The following is a 17,199-nucleotide window of genomic DNA, read 5'->3' on the forward strand; positions in this document are numbered from 1 at the left end:
AGATGCTCGAATTATTAACGTACTTTCTATTAACGAACCTTTAATGTCGCTAGACCGATAAGAACGAGAAGGATTGAAATAATCCAAAAACGTACAATAACACGAGGTTCTGGCCAGCCTTTTAGCTCATAGTGATGATGAATTGGAGCCATGCGGAAAATACGCTGACCTCGCAGTTTGTATGAACCTACCTGTAAAATTACAGACAACGTTTCCATTACAAACACACCACCCATGATAACCAATACAAGCTCTTGGCGTACTAAAACAGCGATAACACCTAAAGCGCCACCTAATGCCAGTGAGCCTACATCGCCCATAAACACTTGAGCAGGGTAAGTATTAAACCATAGGAAACCTAAACCAGCACCGACCATTGCAGTACAAACTACCACTAACTCAGAAGCATAAGGAATGTATGGAATATGCAAGTATTCGGCAAAATTAACATTACCTGTTGCCCATGCAATTGCAGCAAAACCAGCCGCTACAAGCACTGTTGGCATAATCGCTAAGCCATCTAAACCATCGGTTAAATTAACAGCATTACTGGTTCCCACAATAACAAAGTAAGTCAGAACGATATAGAGTAAACCGAGCTGAGGCATAATATCTTTAAAAAATGGGACAACAAGCTGTGTTGCTGCCGTGTCTTTTCCATGAGCATACAATGCAAAAGCAACAATCAGAGCAATTGCGGATTGCCAAAAGTACTTCCAACGAGCGACTAAGCCATCTGTATTTTTTCGTACAACTTTGCGGTAGTCATCGACAAAACCTACAGCACCGTAACCGAGTAAAACAGCTAATACTGCCCACACGTAAGGGTTTGAGAGATCGGCCCATAGCAATACAGTAATCACAATTGCAGCAAGGATCATTATCCCTCCCATGGTTGGGGTACCGCGCTTGCTAAAGTGAGATTCAGGACCGTCATTACGCACAACTTGACCAATTTGTAGCATCTGTAAACGCTCAATTAGTCTAGGTCCCATCCAAAGAGATAAGCACAATGCAGTAATTACACTAACAATTGCACGAAAAGAAAGGTATTCGAATAATCGGAAAAAAGAAAAGTATGGCTGTAGTAGCTCTGATAGCCAAATTATCATGAAAAAGTCTCCTTCAAAGCAACTGCTATTTTACTCATCCCTGCACTATTCGCTCCCTTTACTAATAAGGTGTGATTCATGCTTTTTGATAGGGCTAGTTGCTGCTTTATGTATGTAATCATCTCTGAATGTGTTTCGAAGTGAATGCCATTACAAACATCACTGATCACTTTCGTGTCTTCACCGTAAGTGAGGACATACTCAAAATTGAATGGGGCAGCATATTCACCGACTTGGCGGTGAAGTGCAAGGCTTTCATCACCGAGTTCTGCCATATTACCTAAAATTAACCAACGCTGACCTTGAAAGCCTGATAACAACTCTGCAGCCGCTTTCATAGCAGGAACACTTGCGTTGTAGCTATCATCAATTAATTTAATTTTCTCAGTTAAAGGCTGAACTTCAACTCTACCTTTAACCTGTATTAGATCTGTAAGACCTGCCTGAATTTGTTTCAGTGTAGAGCCAAACTGTATGGCTAGTGCTGCGGCGGCAAGAGCATTAGCAACGTTATGACGTCCAATAATACCGAGTTTTACATCTATGGAGCCAATTGGTGTGTTGAGCTCAAAGCTGGCTTCACCTTCAGTGTTTATCTCGATATTTCTAGCAAAATAGTCGGCTTCAGTATCAATTGTCGAAAAAGTAACAACAGACTTATCAGATAAAACGTCATCCCAAAAACGCCCACCATTACTTTCTAAATTAAGAATAGCGGTCCCACCAGGTGGCAGCCCTTGGAAAATTTCACCTTTAGCTTGTTTGACACCGTCAATCGAACCAAAACCTTCTAGGTGTGCAGCCGCAACATTGTTCACTAGTGCGACTTGCGGAAGCACAAGTTGTGTCGTGTACGCAATTTCACCGATATGATTAGCACCTAGCTCAATAACGGCAAACTCAGCTTCTCTTTCACTTCGTAATAAAGTCAGAGGAACGCCAATTTCATTATTAAAGTTCCCAGCAGTAAAAAGTACATTGCCGCGTAATTGCAATATACTCGCCACCATCTCTTTAACTGTCGTTTTACCACAGCTACCAGTAATAGCCATTGTTGGTATATCACACTGCTTGTGTACCCAAGAACCCAACTGACCTAAAGCGATTTTAGAGTCTTCAACAATCACTTGCGGAATATCAAAATCAAGCTTCTTTTCAACCAATAACGCATTCGCTTTAGCATCAACTACTTGTTGACAGAAATCATGGGCATCAAAACGCTCACCCACAAGGGCCACAAATAAGGCACCAGTATCGAGTGTTCTTGTGTCCGTTGAGACTGCTGTTATCGTGCAATCTTCACCAATTAACTTACCTTTTACAGCAGAGCAAATTTGCTCTAGGGATACATCAATCATAATGAAATACCTAAAAGTTCAGTTGCAGACTCTCTATCTGAGTAATGCACTGTTTCATTCTTTAATACTTGATAGTCTTCATGCCCTTTACCTGCCAATAAAATAATATCGTTAGCAGATGCATGAGCCAGTGCCAGCTTTGCGGCTTCATAACGGTCATGCTCGACAAAAGCTTCATCAGCTTTATTTAACCCCGCAAGCATATCTTTAACGATCAATCGAGGGTCTTCACTACGAGGATTGTCATCCGACAAAATAAGTTTATCTGCAAACTTTTCTGCGGTTTCAGCCATCATTGGTCGTTTACCTATGTCTCTATCGCCACCACAGCCAAAAATAACCCATAGCTGACCAGAACAATGCACTCTCAAAGCTGAAAGCGCTTTTTCCAGAGCATCTGGTGTATGAGCATAATCAACGACAACTTTGGCTTTCTCCGGTACTTGGAATAATTCCATTCGACCAATAACAGGCTGAAGTTTAGATGCTGTATCGATTAGTGCTTGCTTATCAATACCTAACGACAGCAAGGTAGCAAAAGCCACTAATACATTTGACGCGTTGAATTGTCCAATCAACGGAACCGACAAATGCCCTTGCCCATAACAGCCATCAAAAGAAAGCTTAATCCCCGTTTCAGCATAAACCACTTTTGTTGCCCAAATACCTTTATCAAAATCAGCTATTGGTTTTAAAGAAATCGCCACAGCATTAGGTAAGTCTTCCATCCAAGAATAACCGACAGGATCATCAATATTAATGATCGATGCTTGGCATTTATGCTGAGTAAATAAGCTTTGCTTTGCGAGTGCGTATTCTTCCATCGTTCCATGGTAATCAAGGTGGTCACGGCTTAGGTTCGTGAATACTGCCGCGCTAAAAGTCAGAGCTTTAACTCGACCTTGTACTAACCCATGAGAAGAAATTTCCATGGCAGCATACGCGGCATCTTGCTTAGCTAATTCACTTAATGTCTTTTGAATTTCAATAGCACTGCCAGTGGTGTTTGTTGCAGTTTTTAAATCATCAAGAAAACCATTGCCGGTTGTTCCCATCACTGCAGATCGCTGACCAATTAAGTCTAACCACTGAGTGATTAATTGGCTGATGGTGGTTTTTCCGTTAGTCCCGGTAATACCGATTAATTTCATGTTTTCCGATGAATACAATCGCCCTGCTAATTTAGACAACGACTGATTTAAGTCATCAATATAAACAACTGGAATTCCACCTACTACACCAACACTTCCATGAAGATGTTCATCACACGCCTGAGCAACAACTGCTGCAGCACCTTGCTCAATAGCTGTAGGAATAAATTGACGACCATCAACAGCATGACCAATCACTGCCACAAAGACATCACCACTCGATACTTTACGGCTGTCTAACTCTAAAGACTTAACCGGTATTGCATCTAGTTGCGAGGAGTTAAAATCACCCCAAGGAGAAAGTAGGCTGGTAAGTGAAAGAAGATTGCTCATATCTAGTCCTGATCTACGCTAATTTTGGAATTGATTTTCATCTGGCGCCACATTTAAAATTTGTAACGCACCTTTCATAATTTCTGAGAATACCGGAGCCGCAACCGAACCACCGTAATACAAGTCACCTTGTGGCTCATTCACAATAACAACAAGTGCAACTCGCGGGTCACTCACAGGTGCGACACCTGCGGTAATTGCAATATATTCATCACTGTATCCACCTGCCGCTGCTTTTCGAGATGTACCAGTTTTAGCCGCAACTCGGTAACCCGGCACTGCAGCTCGTGTCGCTGTACCGCCTTTTTGAGTCACGCCTTCCAGCATTTCTAAAACAAGCTGAGCATTTTCTTGCGAGACTACCTGTTTAGATAAGTCTTGTTGATTGCTATCTATGATATGAATGGGCTCATAAACACCTTTATTCGCTAAAGTCGCGTACGCATGAGCTAGCTGAATAGGAGTAACTGAAATAGCATAACCAAATGATAATGTCGCTATTTCAAATTTAGACCAACGACGGCGGTTGGGGAAAATACCTGAAGTCTCACCGACTAAGTTAAGCCCTGACATTTCACCTAAACCAACAGAACTGTACATACCAAGTAAGGCTTCAAGAGGCATATCTAAAGCTAGTTTCGCAACGCCAATATTACTCGATTTCTTTAATATCGTAGCTAGGTCAGCCTTACCGACTTTTGAGGTATCACGTACCCGGCTGCCTCCAATCTGCATAATCCCATTACCGGTATTAATGACAGTTTCAGGGGTGGCAGTTTCATTTTCGAGAGCAGCTAACACGACGAACGGCTTTACTGTCGAGCCTGGTTCCATAGCATCAGTCAGCACACGGTTACGCATTTTAAAACTTTGCAAGTCTGAACGATTATTGGGGTTATAGGACGGTGCATTGACCATTGCTAATACCGCCCCAGTTTTTACATCGAGTAAAATTGCAGAACCTGAAGTGGCTCTATGGTCAGCAACCGCTTGTTTAATGGCACGATAAGAAATGGCTTGTAGTCTTTGATCAATCGTCAGCGTGAGCGGTTTCCCTTGCTCACGTTCTTCTAGAGCAATATTTTCAACTACACGACCATAACGATCTTTACGTATAGTTCGTTTACCCGCTTCACCAGTAAGCCATTGATCATAACTTCGCTCAACTCCTTCTAAGCCATGCCCATCAATACCGGTTACCCCGATCAAATGCGCACTAACTTCACCAGCAGGATAATAACGACGAGATTCCGCTTTGAGACCCACCCCTGCCAATTTCAATTCGCGAATATACTTCGCCATAGCAGGGCTAACTTGGCGTTGAAGGTAAATAAAACGGCGGGACTTATTCTTAGTAATTTTATTGATCATCGATTGGCGATCAATTCCTAATACATCTGCTAATGCATACCAGCGATCTTTCTCTAATAAGCCGTCTTCCTTAAAGATTGTTTTAGGATCAGCCCAAACAGCTTCAACAGGAACACTAACCGCAAGCGGTTCACCATTTCGATCTGAGATTATGCCACGAGCAGATGGAAGCGCTTTAACTCGTACAGAACGCAAGTCGCCTTGGCGGATAAGGTTATCAGGTTCAATAATTTGGATATAAGCGACACGTGCAACAAGTGCAGAAAAGACAATGAATATGAAGAAAATAACGACGTTAAAACGCCATTTAATTAAAATTGGAGCCGCTTCTACTTCCTTTTCAGAACGCCCACTTTTCGGCGTTTTATCCTTTTTAGTTATCATTTCAATGAAATCACGACTTCTTTATCAGAATCAGGGCGTTTCATCTCTAATTCTGTTTTTGCTAACGACTGAACTCGACTGTGTTCAGCAAGAGCAGTTTCTTCAAGCATTAAGTTGCGCCACTCATCATCCAGTTGCTCTCTTTCAACAAGAGCCATATCTTTTTGGGTGATAGCTTGGCGCGACATATGAGTACTGAGCACAACAGCCATTGCACTAACAAAAATACAGATCAACAACAGCAGTGGGACTCGCCCCACCGTCAGTAAGTCAAAAAATATAATCTTAGCTAAATTTGGCTTTGAAGCACTCATCTGTAATTACAGTTTCTCAGCAATGCGTAATACTGAACTGCGCGAACGAGTATTATCATCAACTTCGTTTTTAGACGGTTTGATTGCTTTACCGATTGGTTTTAAATCCGCACTTCCAAGCTCACTAATCTGAGCTTCAGTAAGCGGTAACCCATGGGGCACTTGTGGCCCTTGGCTTTCTTTACGAATAAAACGCTTCACCATGCGATCTTCTAATGAGTGGAAGCTGATCACAGATAAACGACCTTCCGGTGCAAGAATGCTAGCCGCACCTTTTAATGCCGTATCAATCTCTTCTAATTCGCTATTGATATAAATTCGGAAAGCTTGGAAAGCACGTGTAGCTGGGTGTTTTTTTTCTTTAAAGTTTTTAGGCGCAACATCAGAAATAAGTTTTGCTAACTGACCAGTACGCGTTAAAGGTTCATTTTCTTCGTTTTCTTGATAGGCAATAATTCCTCTCGCAATACGGCGAGCGTGCTTATCTTCACCAAACTCACGAATCACCCAAGTAATATCATCTAAATCTGCATCAGCCAGCCATTGAGATACTGGAATACCAGACGTTGGATCCATACGCATATCTAGCGGACCATCTTTCATGAAACTAAAACCACGCTCTGCATCATCTAATTGAGGCGATGAAACACCTAAATCAAACAGTACGCCATCAACCTTACCCACTAAGTCATAACGCTCAGCATATTCAGCAATGCCTGAAAACGGGCCATGTACAATCGTAAAACGAGGGTCATCGATAGTTTTTGCTTCAGCAATTGCCTGAGGATCACGGTCAATACTGAATAAACGACCATTTTCACCTAGCTTAGACAAAATCGTACGACTATGACCACCGCGGCCAAATGTACCATCAATGTAGGTACCGTCAGGTTTGATCGCAAGTCCGTCAATGGATTCGTTAAGCAATACTGATACATGTTTGAATGCTTGTGTCATAGTCTTCTCAATGAGTGAATGTGGCCATTTAATACGGCATGTTCAAATATCGTTAAACTTTCAGTGTACTGATTTCGTACTTTATCGCCACTATTTGTGCATTGCTTCGCGTGATTTTGCCGCCAAATTCAATGGATATTACAAATGTTAAAGCAATTTAAAAGCTTAACGTCAATATAAAGCAAAAAACCCATCACTACTGGTTAGTAATGATGGGTTCTTATAATAGGTGGAGTTGACACATACGCCGGGTTCTGTACCGTTTTCACGGTGGTAACCATTCGTCTAGGCCTGCAATCGCTCACAGGCTCAAGCAATCTACCCGCCCCCATACGCGAGCAACGCAATGTGAGGGCCTATTTGATCTTGCTCCGGGTGGAGTTTACCTTGCTACGAACTGTTGCCAGCCGCACGGTGCGCTCTTACCGCACCCTTTCAGCCTTACCTGTGCCTCTTCCGAAGAAATGAGGCCATCGGCGGTCTTCTCTCTGCTGCACTTGTCGTGGGCTCGCGCCCCCCAGACGTTATCTGGCACCCTGCTCTATGGAGCCCGGACGTTCCTCCCCTCCATCAGTCTCCCGAAGGACATCAATGGAGCAGCGATTACCCGTTCAACTCCGAGGCGGATTGTATAGTGAAAGTTTAAGAGTGTCTACTAAACACCAACTAAGTGGTCACTAACTAATCCAATTATTGATTCAGCCTATCGATAGCGAACTGTAAGAGACTAATCTAAGTTCTCAAGTCCCCATTTATAGAGTGCATTCTTCTTCAAATTATAAATTTCAGCCGTCATTGCTGCCGCTTTTTTAAGTGGAAGTTCTTTCGTTAAAATACCAAGAGTTCGAGTCGCCTCATCAGGAATGTCGGTTGTTGCTTCTTCACGGTGTCCATGAATCAATAACACCATTTCACCACGCTTACGATTCGAGTCTTCTTCAATCCAGTCAATAAGCTCTCCTAACGGCAAGCCTTGAATAGTTTCAAATGTCTTGGTTAACTCACGTGCTAATACTACCTCACGATCAGGACCTAAGATCTCAAGCATATCTTGCAGTGATTCGGTAATGCGATGTGGTGACTCATAAAAAATACAAGTGCGTTCAGCTTTAGCTATCTCTAAGAACTTGTCTTTACGACCTTTGCTTTTTGCAGGCAGAAAACCTTCAAAGCTGAAACGATCAGACGGCAAGCCCGAAGCACTTAAAGCAGTAATAACAGCACATGCGCCAGGTAATGGAACAACTCTAACACCCGCTTGACGACATTGAGATACAAGATGGTAACCTGGGTCACTGATTAAAGGGGTTCCAGCATCAGAGACTAATGCGATAGACTGACCCTCTAATAACCTTTCAACTAATACTTGCGCTTTGGTTTGCTCATTGTGATCATGTAATGCAAACGTTCTAGTTGAGATATTGAAGTGTGCTAATAGCTTGCCGGTATGACGAGTGTCTTCAGCAGCAATAACATCAACACTTGATAAGATTTCAATTGCTCTTTGAGTGATATCTCCCAAATTTCCAATTGGGGTTGGCACAATGTAGAGAGTAGGGCTCTCTTCGAGCAAGGTTTTGTTATCTGTCATTTGTTTACCATCACTTCAACGATTAATATAGATACAACTTTATACGGAATTATAAGAACTCATGGCAATGATGAACCATAAGAGACTCAGTGTACCACGCTTATTAACTCCAATTGCATTAGCAATTACATTGGCAGCTTGTTCTTCTTCACCACAGGCCCCTGTAAGCGTAGATATTACTCTAGATCCATCTCAAAGCACTCAAAACTACATGATGCAAGCAGATAGTAGTCAAGGAAGCCTACAAAACGACTGGTTAATCATGGCGCTTAAAGCTGCAATTCAATCTGGCAGCACTGACCAAGCAACACTGCTTATCAAACGATTAGCCAAGCAGCAGCTTTCTGAAATTCAACAAGCAGAGTGGCAATTATCTAGGGCTCAATTACTGTTCAATAACGACCAACCTGAAGAAGCTTATAAGCAGCTTAATTTTCAAGCGTGGTGGAAATTACCAAGTGAGCAGTGGAAAGATTATTACAGTTTGCGCTCAGATATGCTTGAGGTCATGAGTCAATACTTCGCTGCAAGTCGAGAACTCGTCTTACTATCGGATTATATCGAGACTGCTGATCAAGAATTGATCGCCAATCGAATTTGGCAGAACTTATCAGCTTATTCTCAGTATGAAATCACTGAATTAGAAACGAATAAAAATGAAGAAGTATTAGATGGCTGGTTGCAACTAGCCATTTATATGAAAACGCTCAACTCTAATGTTCCTCAACTAAAGAACACGCTTGAACATTGGCTTGAAGAAAATTCAAATCATCCAGCGGCTTTATATACTCCCATTGAAATATCTGACATATTAAAATTAGACATCAGTAAACCAACAAGCACAGCCCTACTTCTTCCACTAACAGGTAAGTTTGGTAAACAAGCTCAACTTGTAAGAGATGGTTTTATCTTCGCAATGATGAATGATGCGGAAAGGGAACAAGATGCCACTTTAACCGTTCTAGATACAAACACTCAAAGTGCTGAATCTATCAAAGCTAAGCTCATTGAAGATAATGTTGATTTTATTGTCGGTCCTCTAATTAAGGGCAATATCACTAAACTTCAGCAAGCTCAAGCTGGAAAGGTAGATGCAATTCCAGCTTTAGCGCTTAACATTCCAAACGAAATCGTCGATGGAACGAACATGTGCTACCTCGCTTTGTCACCAGAGCAAGAAGTAGCCCAAGCTGCTAAACATTTATTCACTCAAGGCTACAAATACCCCCTAATCTTAGCGCCAAAAGGTCGTCTTGGTGAGCGAGTGAAAGAAGCGTTTGAGCAAGAATGGCAGAAATATAGCAGCAATGAAGTGGCGATGAGCTCTTTTGCTGATAAGCGTCAATTACAACGTAATATCAATCAAGTGTTTGGTCTACAAGAAAGCCAGCAACGTATAGCGCAAATGGATGCTCTGCTTAACCTTCAAATTGAAACTGAGCCAAGAAGCCGACGTGATATTGATTCAGTATACATTGTGGCTAAAAATTCAGAGCTCACTTTAATCAAACCATTTATTGAAGTCGCTATTAACCCAGATGCAAAACAGCCTGCGCTATTTTCCAACTCACGTAGTAATAGCGGTGATAAGCAATATGAAGATTTAACCGGTGTTATTTACAGTGATATCCCATTACTCATTGAAGAGCAAAGTGCTGTAAATAATCAATTAAACGAATTGTGGCCAAATAACTCTAATGCAAAAAAACGCTTACAAGCCTTAGGAATGGACGCTTATTCATTAATGGAAGCACTTCCACAAATGAAAGTTATCGATGGTTACAGCATTTCTGGTGAAACCGGCGTTCTCACTATTGATAACCAGTGCATTATCCAAAGACAAATTAGCTGGGCGGAGCATGGGGCTATTTAGCCGTAAAGCAATAACCGATAGAATCACCCGAAAGCAAATAGGTGATCACTACGAAGCCTTGGCAAGGAAATACCTTTCAAACCAAGGCTTGTCTTATATCACTGAAAATTTCACAACTAAATTTGGTGAAATTGATCTTATAATGAAACACCGCCAAACCATTGTGTTTGTTGAGGTGAAATACCGGAAACAATCACATTATGGGCATGCTGCAGAAATGGTGACGCCGCAAAAAATGCGAAAGCTCTATAAAACTGCAAATGTTTGGCTGATGAAACAAGGTTTGTCTGTCCACACAACCGACTTCAGGTTTGATGTTATCGCTATTCAAGGTGATGAGAACAACATCGACTGGATCCAAAACGCTATTACCCAAGGATAAGCAATGCTAGAAAGCATTAAAGAAAGTTTTACTGAAAGTATTCAAATTCAAATTGCTGCAGCTGAAGCACTGCCTGATGCTATCACGCATGCAGCTCAAGCGATGGTTGCCACTCTTCTGAATGGTAATAAGATCTTATGTTGTGGAAATGGCGGGTCAGCATCTAACGCTCAACAATTTGTATCATGTTTGCTTAATCGTTTTGAAACAGAGCGACCTAGCTTGCCAGCAATGGCATTAACTGCTGACAACACAACGCTGACAGCAGTCGCTAACGACTACCATTACGAAGAAATTTTTTCTAAGCAAGTACGTGCTTTTGGGCAAACAGGCGACATTCTGCTTGCTATCTCAACCAGTGGTAATAGCAAAAACATTATCAAAGCAATGGAAGCCGCTGTAACTCGTGATATGACAATCATTGCCTTTACAGGTAAAGACGGTGGTGAAATGGCAGGGTTATTGGGTGAGCATGATGTTGAAATCAGAATCCCTTCTCATCGAACTGCACGCATTCATGAAGTACATATGGTCACTCTTCACTGCTTATGCGATTTAATTGATCAAGTTCTATTCCCAGCTCATGAAGAGTAATGGAGCCACCAATGAAGTTATTAAAAATTATTAGTATCCCTTTATTAGCACTCTCCCTATCGGGATGTGCTGGGATATTTATTGCAGGGGCAGCCACTACTGCAAATTTGGTTACTGATACTCGCACAACGAAAGAGATGTGGAACGATAGTAATATCGAATTTGAAATTGCTGCAATCAGTAATAAAACACCTTTCAAAGGAAGCACTCGAGTCACTGCAAGTGCTTACAATGGCTCGATCATCTTAATGGGACAAGCTTCAACAGATGCAGAGCGAAGAGCATTTGAAAGTAAGGCTAAAGATATTGAAGGCGTGACCTCTATTCATAATCAGATTAGAGTCCAAAAGCCATTGTCAGTTAAAGAGATCAGTAACGACAGTTGGATTACAACGAAAGTAAAATCAGCGCTCTTAGCTAATTCCGATTTGAACGGAATCAAAGTGAAAGTCATAACAGAAAACCAAGAAGTATTTTTACTTGGTTTGGTATCCCATGAGCATGCCGATATTGCAACTGAAGTTGCACGAAACATCTCTGGAGTAAAACAAGTAATAAGAGCCTTTCAGTACAGTGAGCAAGGAAGTGATGAAAGCTAAGAACAAAAGCACCAAATCGTTCTAAACTAATTTTAACGGTTTTTAGATAAGAAAAAAGCAGCGATAATCGCTGCTTTTTTTTACTTTATAACTCTCAAACTTGGTTTGCCTTTAGGGCGAGGAGATTCAGGGTCTGGTCCTGACTCCTGAGGGACAACCTCTGGTTTTGCTACGCTTAAAGTTGGTGCTGTCGTTACTTCTTCAAATGGCGATTCTTCAATCTCATTATCTGTTGCATTAACATACGCTTCTTCAGGTTCAAACATAGTTCCAGCACCGTTTTCACGGGCATAAATAGCTTGAACTGCATACAAAGGTACAATCACACTATGAGGGCGACCACCGAATCTTGCACTAAAAGTCACAGCTTCGTTGCCTAGCTCTAATTGCCCTACTGCACGTGGAGCAACATTTAGAATAATTTGACCATCTTCAATGAACTCTTCAGGAACGCGAACGCCCGGTAAAGTTGCATCAACCACCAAGTGAGGTGTTAACTCGTTATCTACCAGCCACTCATAAAATGCACGAAGCATATATGGACGGCGTGGAGTCATGTTCTCAATATCCATAAACTTAACGAGTTAATCGCATCTCACGCTCAGCTTCAGTCAAAGAAGCTAAGAATGAATCGCGTTCAAATACACGGTTCATGTAGATCTTAAGTTCTTTCGAACCAGGACCAATTAATTCAATACCTAACTCTGGCAGACGCCATAGAAGAGGAGCAAGGTAGCAATCAATCAAGCTAAATTCTTCACTCATAAAGTATTCGTATTCAGCAAAAATTGGAGCAAGTGTTAGAAGGTCATTACGTAATTTAACGCGTGCTGCTTCAGATTCTTCAGCATTACCTTTAACAATTTTTTCAGCAACTGAGTACCAGTTACGCTCAATGCGGTACATCATTAGACGACTGTTACCACGAGCAACCGGGTAAACAGGCATTAATGGTGGATGAGGAAAACGCTCATCAAGATATTCCATGATGATCTTTGAGTCATATAGAGCAAGCTCACGATCAACTAGGGTTGGTACTGACTTGTAAGGGTTCAGTTCAACGAGTTCTGCTGGCAAGTTTGCCTCATCGACTAACTCTACTTCAACACTTACGCCTTTTTCAGCAAGAACAATGCGCACCTGATGGCTATACATATCAGAAGCACTTGAGAAAAGAGTCATTACAGAACGTTTGTTGGCAGCTACAGCCATGGAGCCCTCCAGTACACTTTAAATAAAAAAAATGGAGGCCTAAGCCTCCATTGTAAATTTAGGAATTAGCAAGGGATTATAGCACAATTAGTGCACATCACGCCAATACTCTTTCTTCAGTAACACTACTACTATGGTGAATAACACAAGGAATGCCATCACCCACCAGCCAATAGCGTGTCGCTCAAGTTGAACAGGATCACCGGAGTAAACTAAGAAGTTAACTAGGTCACGAACAGCATTATCGTATTCGCCAGTACTTAGTTCACCAGAGCCATCAGTTTCAGTACCTACAATAGTAGTAACTTCTTTACCATCGACCATATGTGTATCGTAAACAGGAACTGGGATCCCTTGAAGTTCCTCAAGCACATGTGGCATACCAACACTTGGGAAAACGATATTATTCACACCAAATGGGCGAGATGGATCTTCATAAAATGAACGAAGATATGTATATAGCCAATCAGCACCACGAACACGAGCAACGAGAGTCAAGTCAGGTGGCGGAGCACCAAACCAATTCGCAGCTTGCTTTGCCGGCATAGCGTTAACCATAAGATCACCGATTTTTGCCTCAGGGTCAAAAACCAAATTCTCTTTCATTAGATCTACTGGGATTTCTAAATCATTCGCAACACGTTCATAACGCTGATATTGCGTAGAGTGACATGCGAAACAGTAGTTCATGAATAACTTCGCGCCATTTTGCAATGAAGCTTTATCTGTTAAATCATTATTTGCTTTATCAAGCGGTACACTTGCACCAGCCGCCATAGCTAGTGAAGGCAACATAGCAAATAAAATTACAATCCACTTTTTCATTTGAACGTCACCCTTTCTGGTAATGGTTTCGTCACTTCATTTTTACTGTAGAACCACAGTAGAACGAAGAACATGAAGTAACCTAAGCTAAAGATTTGAGCCAGTAATGTGTATGTTGGCGTTGCTGGAAGCGCACCAAGAACACCAAGCGCAATAAAGCTTATTGTGAATTGGATAATGTTAATCAAATGCAGTTTGCTACGGTAACGGTATGAACGCACTTTACAACGGTCGAACCATGGTAGTAGGAATAGCACAACAATAGATGCGCCCATTGCTACTACACCTAGCAGCTTATCAGGAACAGCACGAAGTACAGCATAGAACGGCGTGAAGTACCAAACTGGAGCAATATGCTCAGGTGTTTTCAGTGGATTAGCAGCTTCAAAGTTAGGCGGCTCAAGGAAGTATCCACCCATCTCTGGGTTAAAGAACAGCACGTAACAGAACAAGAATAGGAAACCAGCAACACCTACCATATCTTTCACAGTCCCGTATGGGTGGAAAGGAATAGAATCGATGATGTCGTATTTCTTAGTGTAATCTTTGTGGAATGGGAACTGAGTTTTGTAGTCGTCGCCCATAGTACCTTTAGGAAGTTTAGTTTCGATACCATCAGGGTTATTCGAACCAACTTCGTGCAGCGCTAGTACGTGAAGTACGATAAGCAGCAATAGTACGATTGGTAGAGCAATAACGTGTAGTGCGAAGAAACGGTTCAGCGTTGCACCAGAGATGATGTAATCACCGCGGATCCAAAGCGTTAGGTCATCACCAATTACAGGGATCGCACCAAACAAAGAAATGATTACCTGAGCACCCCAGTAAGACATCTGACCCCATGGCAGCAAGTACCCCATGAAAGCCTCAGCCATAAGCACTAAGAAGATCAACATACCGAAGATCCAAAGTAGCTCACGAGGTTTTTGGTAAGAGCCGTAGATTAGACCACGGAACATATGCAGGTATATAACAACGAAAAACGCAGAAGCGCCAGTCGAGTGCATGTAACGTAGTAACCAGCCGTATTCAACATCACGCATGATGTATTCAACAGAAGCAAACGCACCCTCACCTGATGGTACGTAGTTCATTGTTAACCAAATACCGGTAAGGATTTGGTTAACCAGTACTAACATTGCTAAAGAACCAAAAAGGTACCAAAAGTTAAAGTTCTTAGGCATCGGATATTCTGACAAATGCTTTTTATATGCATTCATCGCGGGTAGACGTTTCTCTACCCAATCTAGCAGTCCTTGCATTATGCATCTCCCTCGTCAATGCCGATAAGGATCTTAGTGTCACTCAAATACATATGCTTTGGCACAACAAGATTCAAAGGAGCAGGTACACCTTGGAACACTCGACCAGCCATATCAAACTTAGAGCCATGACACGGACAGAAGAAGCCAGATTTAACACCTTGGACTTGTTCTGCAAAAGAATCAGGAAGGTAAGTTGGGGAACAACCTAAGTGTGTACAGAAACCAACAGCTACAAAATACTCAGCTTTAATAGAACGAAACTCATTCTGTGCGTATTCTGGTTGTTGTTCAGCTTCTGATTGTGGGTCGCGTAATTGACTACCGATAGATTTCAGGTTTTCAAGTACCGAATCAGCACGGCGTACAACCCATACAGGTTTACCTTGCCACTCGACACGAACCATCTGACCGGCTTCAAGCTTACTGACTTCCACTTCAACCGGAGCACCCGCAGCTTTCGCTTTAGCACTCGGATTCCATGATTTAATAAAAGGCACGGCGACAGCAGCTGCTCCTAAACCACCAACAACTGCTGTTGTTGCGGTTAAGAAACGCCTGCGACCGTTATTTAATGGCGCGTTGCTCATCCAAACATTCTCCCATTTGCTCCTTTTGGATTATAATTATTCCGCTTACAGAGCATGGCTAACAAAATTATACATTTAGTTCTATTTATTGACGGAAGATGATAAATAAAACCCTACTTTTTGACAAGATAAAGCTACCTTTTTGTAACAATCATGAGGCAAAGCGCACATAGAGTTATAAAAGCTTTCAAATTATAAGAAATGGATTAGAAATCTAGTGGGGAAAGGAGTTTTGAGAAGTGTAAAAAACAAAAAGCCCGGCATATAGCCGAGCTTTTGGACAACAATTCCAGTAATAAAACTGAAGCGTGTTTTCTGTAATAGAAAATTAACGCTTAGAGAATTGTGGTTTACGACGTGCTTTACGTAGACCAACTTTCTTACGTTCAACGCAACGAGCGTCACGAGTAACGTAACCAGCTGCACGTAGAGCAGGACGTAGAGTTTCATCGAACTCCATTAGAGCACGTGTGATACCGTGGCGGATTGCGCCAGCTTGACCAGAAATACCACCACCAGAAACAGTGATGTAAAGGTCAAGTTTCTCAGTTAGTTCAACTAGCTCAAGAGGTTGTTTAACAACCATACGAGAAGTTTCACGACCGAAGTAAACATCAAGGCTACGCTTGTTGATTACGATCTCACCAGAGCCTGGTTTGATGAAAACACGAGCTGCTGAGCTTTTGCGACGACCAGTGCCGTAGTATTGATTCTCTGCCATTTTCATAATCCCCTTAGATGTCTAGTACTTGTGGCTGTTGAGCAACATGGTTGTGCTCAGTACCAGCGTATACTTTAAGCTTACGGTACATCGCGCGGCCTAGTGGACCACGTGGAAGCATACCTTTAACTGCTAGTTCAAGAACCATTTCTGGTTTCTTAGCAATTAGCTTTTCAAAAGTGATAGTTTTTAGACCACCAGGGAACTCAGAGTGACGGTAGTAAACCTTACCCTTAGCTTTGTTACCAGTTACAGCAACTTTCTCAGCGTTAACAACGATGATGTAATCACCAGTGTCTACGTGAGGAGTGTATTCTGCTTTGTGCTTGCCGCGTAGGCGAGAAGCGATTTCACTTGCTAGACGGCCAAGAGTTTTGCCTTCAGCGTCTACAACATACCAGTCGCGTTTTACAGTTTCTGGTTTAGCAACGAAAGTTTTCATGCTAATAATTACCTATTTAAAAAATTTACACTTAAGGAATACGGAAGTATTCCCACTGTCTAAGAGTACCATTCATCACCCCTTCGAGTGTTGGAGACTCTTGGCATAGCTAGATTTTACTCATCGCT

The 17,199-nt window shown here is 42.0% G+C and carries 18 protein-coding genes and 1 other RNA gene; 4 read left to right on the forward strand and 15 right to left on the reverse strand.

From position 1 onward, the window contains the following. Window positions 1-29 precede the first annotated feature (29 nt). The 8 genes from mraY to rsmI form a co-directional block, all read right to left on the reverse strand. Window positions 30-1,112: a phospho-N-acetylmuramoyl-pentapeptide-transferase gene (mraY, locus tag F0226_RS08495; RefSeq protein ID WP_137374494.1), complete on the reverse strand. Its 1,083-nt coding sequence runs from the start codon at window positions 1,110-1,112 to the stop codon at window positions 30-32. Beyond that, window positions 1,109-2,470 (reverse strand): UDP-N-acetylmuramoyl-tripeptide--D-alanyl-D-alanine ligase, encoded by a 1,362-nt coding sequence (gene murF, locus F0226_RS08500; protein ID WP_171735242.1) that lies wholly within the window; start codon window positions 2,468-2,470, stop codon window positions 1,109-1,111. Before murF ends, mraY begins: the two co-directional genes overlap by 4 nt. Then, complete coding sequence (murE, locus tag F0226_RS08505; protein ID WP_171735243.1) at window positions 2,467-3,954, reverse strand: UDP-N-acetylmuramoyl-L-alanyl-D-glutamate--2,6-diaminopimelate ligase; 1,488 nt, start codon at window positions 3,952-3,954, stop codon at window positions 2,467-2,469. The genes murF and murE overlap by 4 nt, the downstream gene beginning before the upstream one ends. Before the next feature lie 18 nt (window positions 3,955-3,972). Beyond that, window positions 3,973-5,709 (reverse strand): penicillin-binding transpeptidase domain-containing protein, encoded by a 1,737-nt coding sequence (locus tag F0226_RS08510; RefSeq protein ID WP_171735244.1) that lies wholly within the window; start codon window positions 5,707-5,709, stop codon window positions 3,973-3,975. Then, entirely contained in the window at window positions 5,706-6,023 is a 318-nt protein-coding gene (gene ftsL / locus F0226_RS08515; protein WP_137374490.1) for a cell division protein FtsL, read from the reverse strand. The genes F0226_RS08510 and ftsL overlap by 4 nt, the downstream gene beginning before the upstream one ends. A 6-nt stretch (window positions 6,024-6,029) precedes the next feature. Beyond that, window positions 6,030-6,980, reverse strand: a complete 951-nt coding sequence (gene rsmH, locus F0226_RS08520) for a 16S rRNA (cytosine(1402)-N(4))-methyltransferase RsmH (RefSeq protein WP_171735245.1) — start codon at window positions 6,978-6,980, stop codon at window positions 6,030-6,032. A 227-nt stretch (window positions 6,981-7,207) separates the two neighbouring features. Beyond that, window positions 7,208-7,599, reverse strand: an RNA gene (gene rnpB / locus F0226_RS08525) — RNase P RNA component class A. Between the two features lie 108 nt (window positions 7,600-7,707). Beyond that, a complete protein-coding gene (gene rsmI, locus F0226_RS08530; protein WP_137374488.1) occupies window positions 7,708-8,571 on the reverse strand; it encodes a 16S rRNA (cytidine(1402)-2'-O)-methyltransferase in 864 nt (287 codons plus the stop codon). A gap of 61 nt (window positions 8,572-8,632) precedes the next feature. Here rsmI and F0226_RS08535 point away from each other — a divergent pair, with 61 nt between their 5' ends. The 4 genes from F0226_RS08535 to F0226_RS08550 are packed head-to-tail and all read left to right on the forward strand — an operon-like array spanning window position 8,633 to window position 12,019. Continuing rightward, window positions 8,633-10,444 (forward strand): penicillin-binding protein activator, encoded by a 1,812-nt coding sequence (locus tag F0226_RS08535; protein ID WP_171735246.1) that lies wholly within the window; start codon window positions 8,633-8,635, stop codon window positions 10,442-10,444. Continuing rightward, window positions 10,431-10,826 (forward strand): YraN family protein, encoded by a 396-nt coding sequence (locus tag F0226_RS08540; protein ID WP_171735247.1) that lies wholly within the window; start codon window positions 10,431-10,433, stop codon window positions 10,824-10,826. The genes F0226_RS08535 and F0226_RS08540 overlap by 14 nt, the downstream gene beginning before the upstream one ends. Window positions 10,827-10,829: 3 nt before the next feature. Next, window positions 10,830-11,420 (forward strand): phosphoheptose isomerase, encoded by a 591-nt coding sequence (locus F0226_RS08545; RefSeq protein ID WP_102576580.1) that lies wholly within the window; start codon window positions 10,830-10,832, stop codon window positions 11,418-11,420. A gap of 11 nt (window positions 11,421-11,431) precedes the next feature. Next, entirely contained in the window at window positions 11,432-12,019 is a 588-nt protein-coding gene (locus F0226_RS08550; RefSeq protein WP_171735248.1) for a BON domain-containing protein, read from the forward strand. An 80-nt stretch (window positions 12,020-12,099) separates the two neighbouring features. Here F0226_RS08550 and sspB read toward each other — a convergent pair whose 3' ends face one another. The 7 genes from sspB to rplM form a co-directional block, all read right to left on the reverse strand. After that, the gene (sspB, locus tag F0226_RS08555; protein ID WP_301338150.1) at window positions 12,100-12,591 is read right to left on the reverse strand and encodes a ClpXP protease specificity-enhancing factor; all 492 of its coding nucleotides are present in this window, start codon (window positions 12,589-12,591) and stop codon (window positions 12,100-12,102) included. 4 nt (window positions 12,592-12,595) lie between these two features. Further along, on the reverse strand, window positions 12,596-13,231 hold the full coding sequence (gene sspA / locus F0226_RS08560) for a stringent starvation protein SspA (RefSeq protein WP_137374484.1): 636 nt from the start codon (window positions 13,229-13,231) through the stop codon (window positions 12,596-12,598). Between the two features lie 87 nt (window positions 13,232-13,318). Beyond that, complete coding sequence (locus F0226_RS08565; protein WP_171735250.1) at window positions 13,319-14,056, reverse strand: cytochrome c1; 738 nt, start codon at window positions 14,054-14,056, stop codon at window positions 13,319-13,321. After that, window positions 14,053-15,318, reverse strand: a complete 1,266-nt coding sequence (locus F0226_RS08570; protein ID WP_171735251.1) for a cytochrome bc complex cytochrome b subunit — start codon at window positions 15,316-15,318, stop codon at window positions 14,053-14,055. The genes F0226_RS08565 and F0226_RS08570 overlap by 4 nt, the downstream gene beginning before the upstream one ends. Continuing rightward, a complete protein-coding gene (gene petA / locus F0226_RS08575) occupies window positions 15,318-15,908 on the reverse strand; it encodes a ubiquinol-cytochrome c reductase iron-sulfur subunit (RefSeq protein WP_137374481.1) in 591 nt (196 codons plus the stop codon). Before petA ends, F0226_RS08570 begins: the two co-directional genes overlap by 1 nt. Window positions 15,909-16,236: 328 nt before the next feature. Further along, entirely contained in the window at window positions 16,237-16,629 is a 393-nt protein-coding gene (gene rpsI, locus F0226_RS08580; protein ID WP_137374480.1) for a 30S ribosomal protein S9, read from the reverse strand. A gap of 13 nt (window positions 16,630-16,642) precedes the next feature. Then, window positions 16,643-17,071 carry a 50S ribosomal protein L13 gene (gene rplM / locus F0226_RS08585; protein ID WP_010434689.1) on the reverse strand — a complete coding sequence of 143 codons (429 nt, stop codon included), beginning with the start codon at window positions 17,069-17,071 and terminating at the stop codon, window positions 16,643-16,645. Window positions 17,072-17,199 lie beyond the last annotated feature (128 nt).

Origin of the sequence: Vibrio sp. 99-70-13A1, from assembly GCF_013114625.1 — a bacterium.
GTDB lineage: Bacteria > Pseudomonadota > Gammaproteobacteria > Enterobacterales > Vibrionaceae > Vibrio.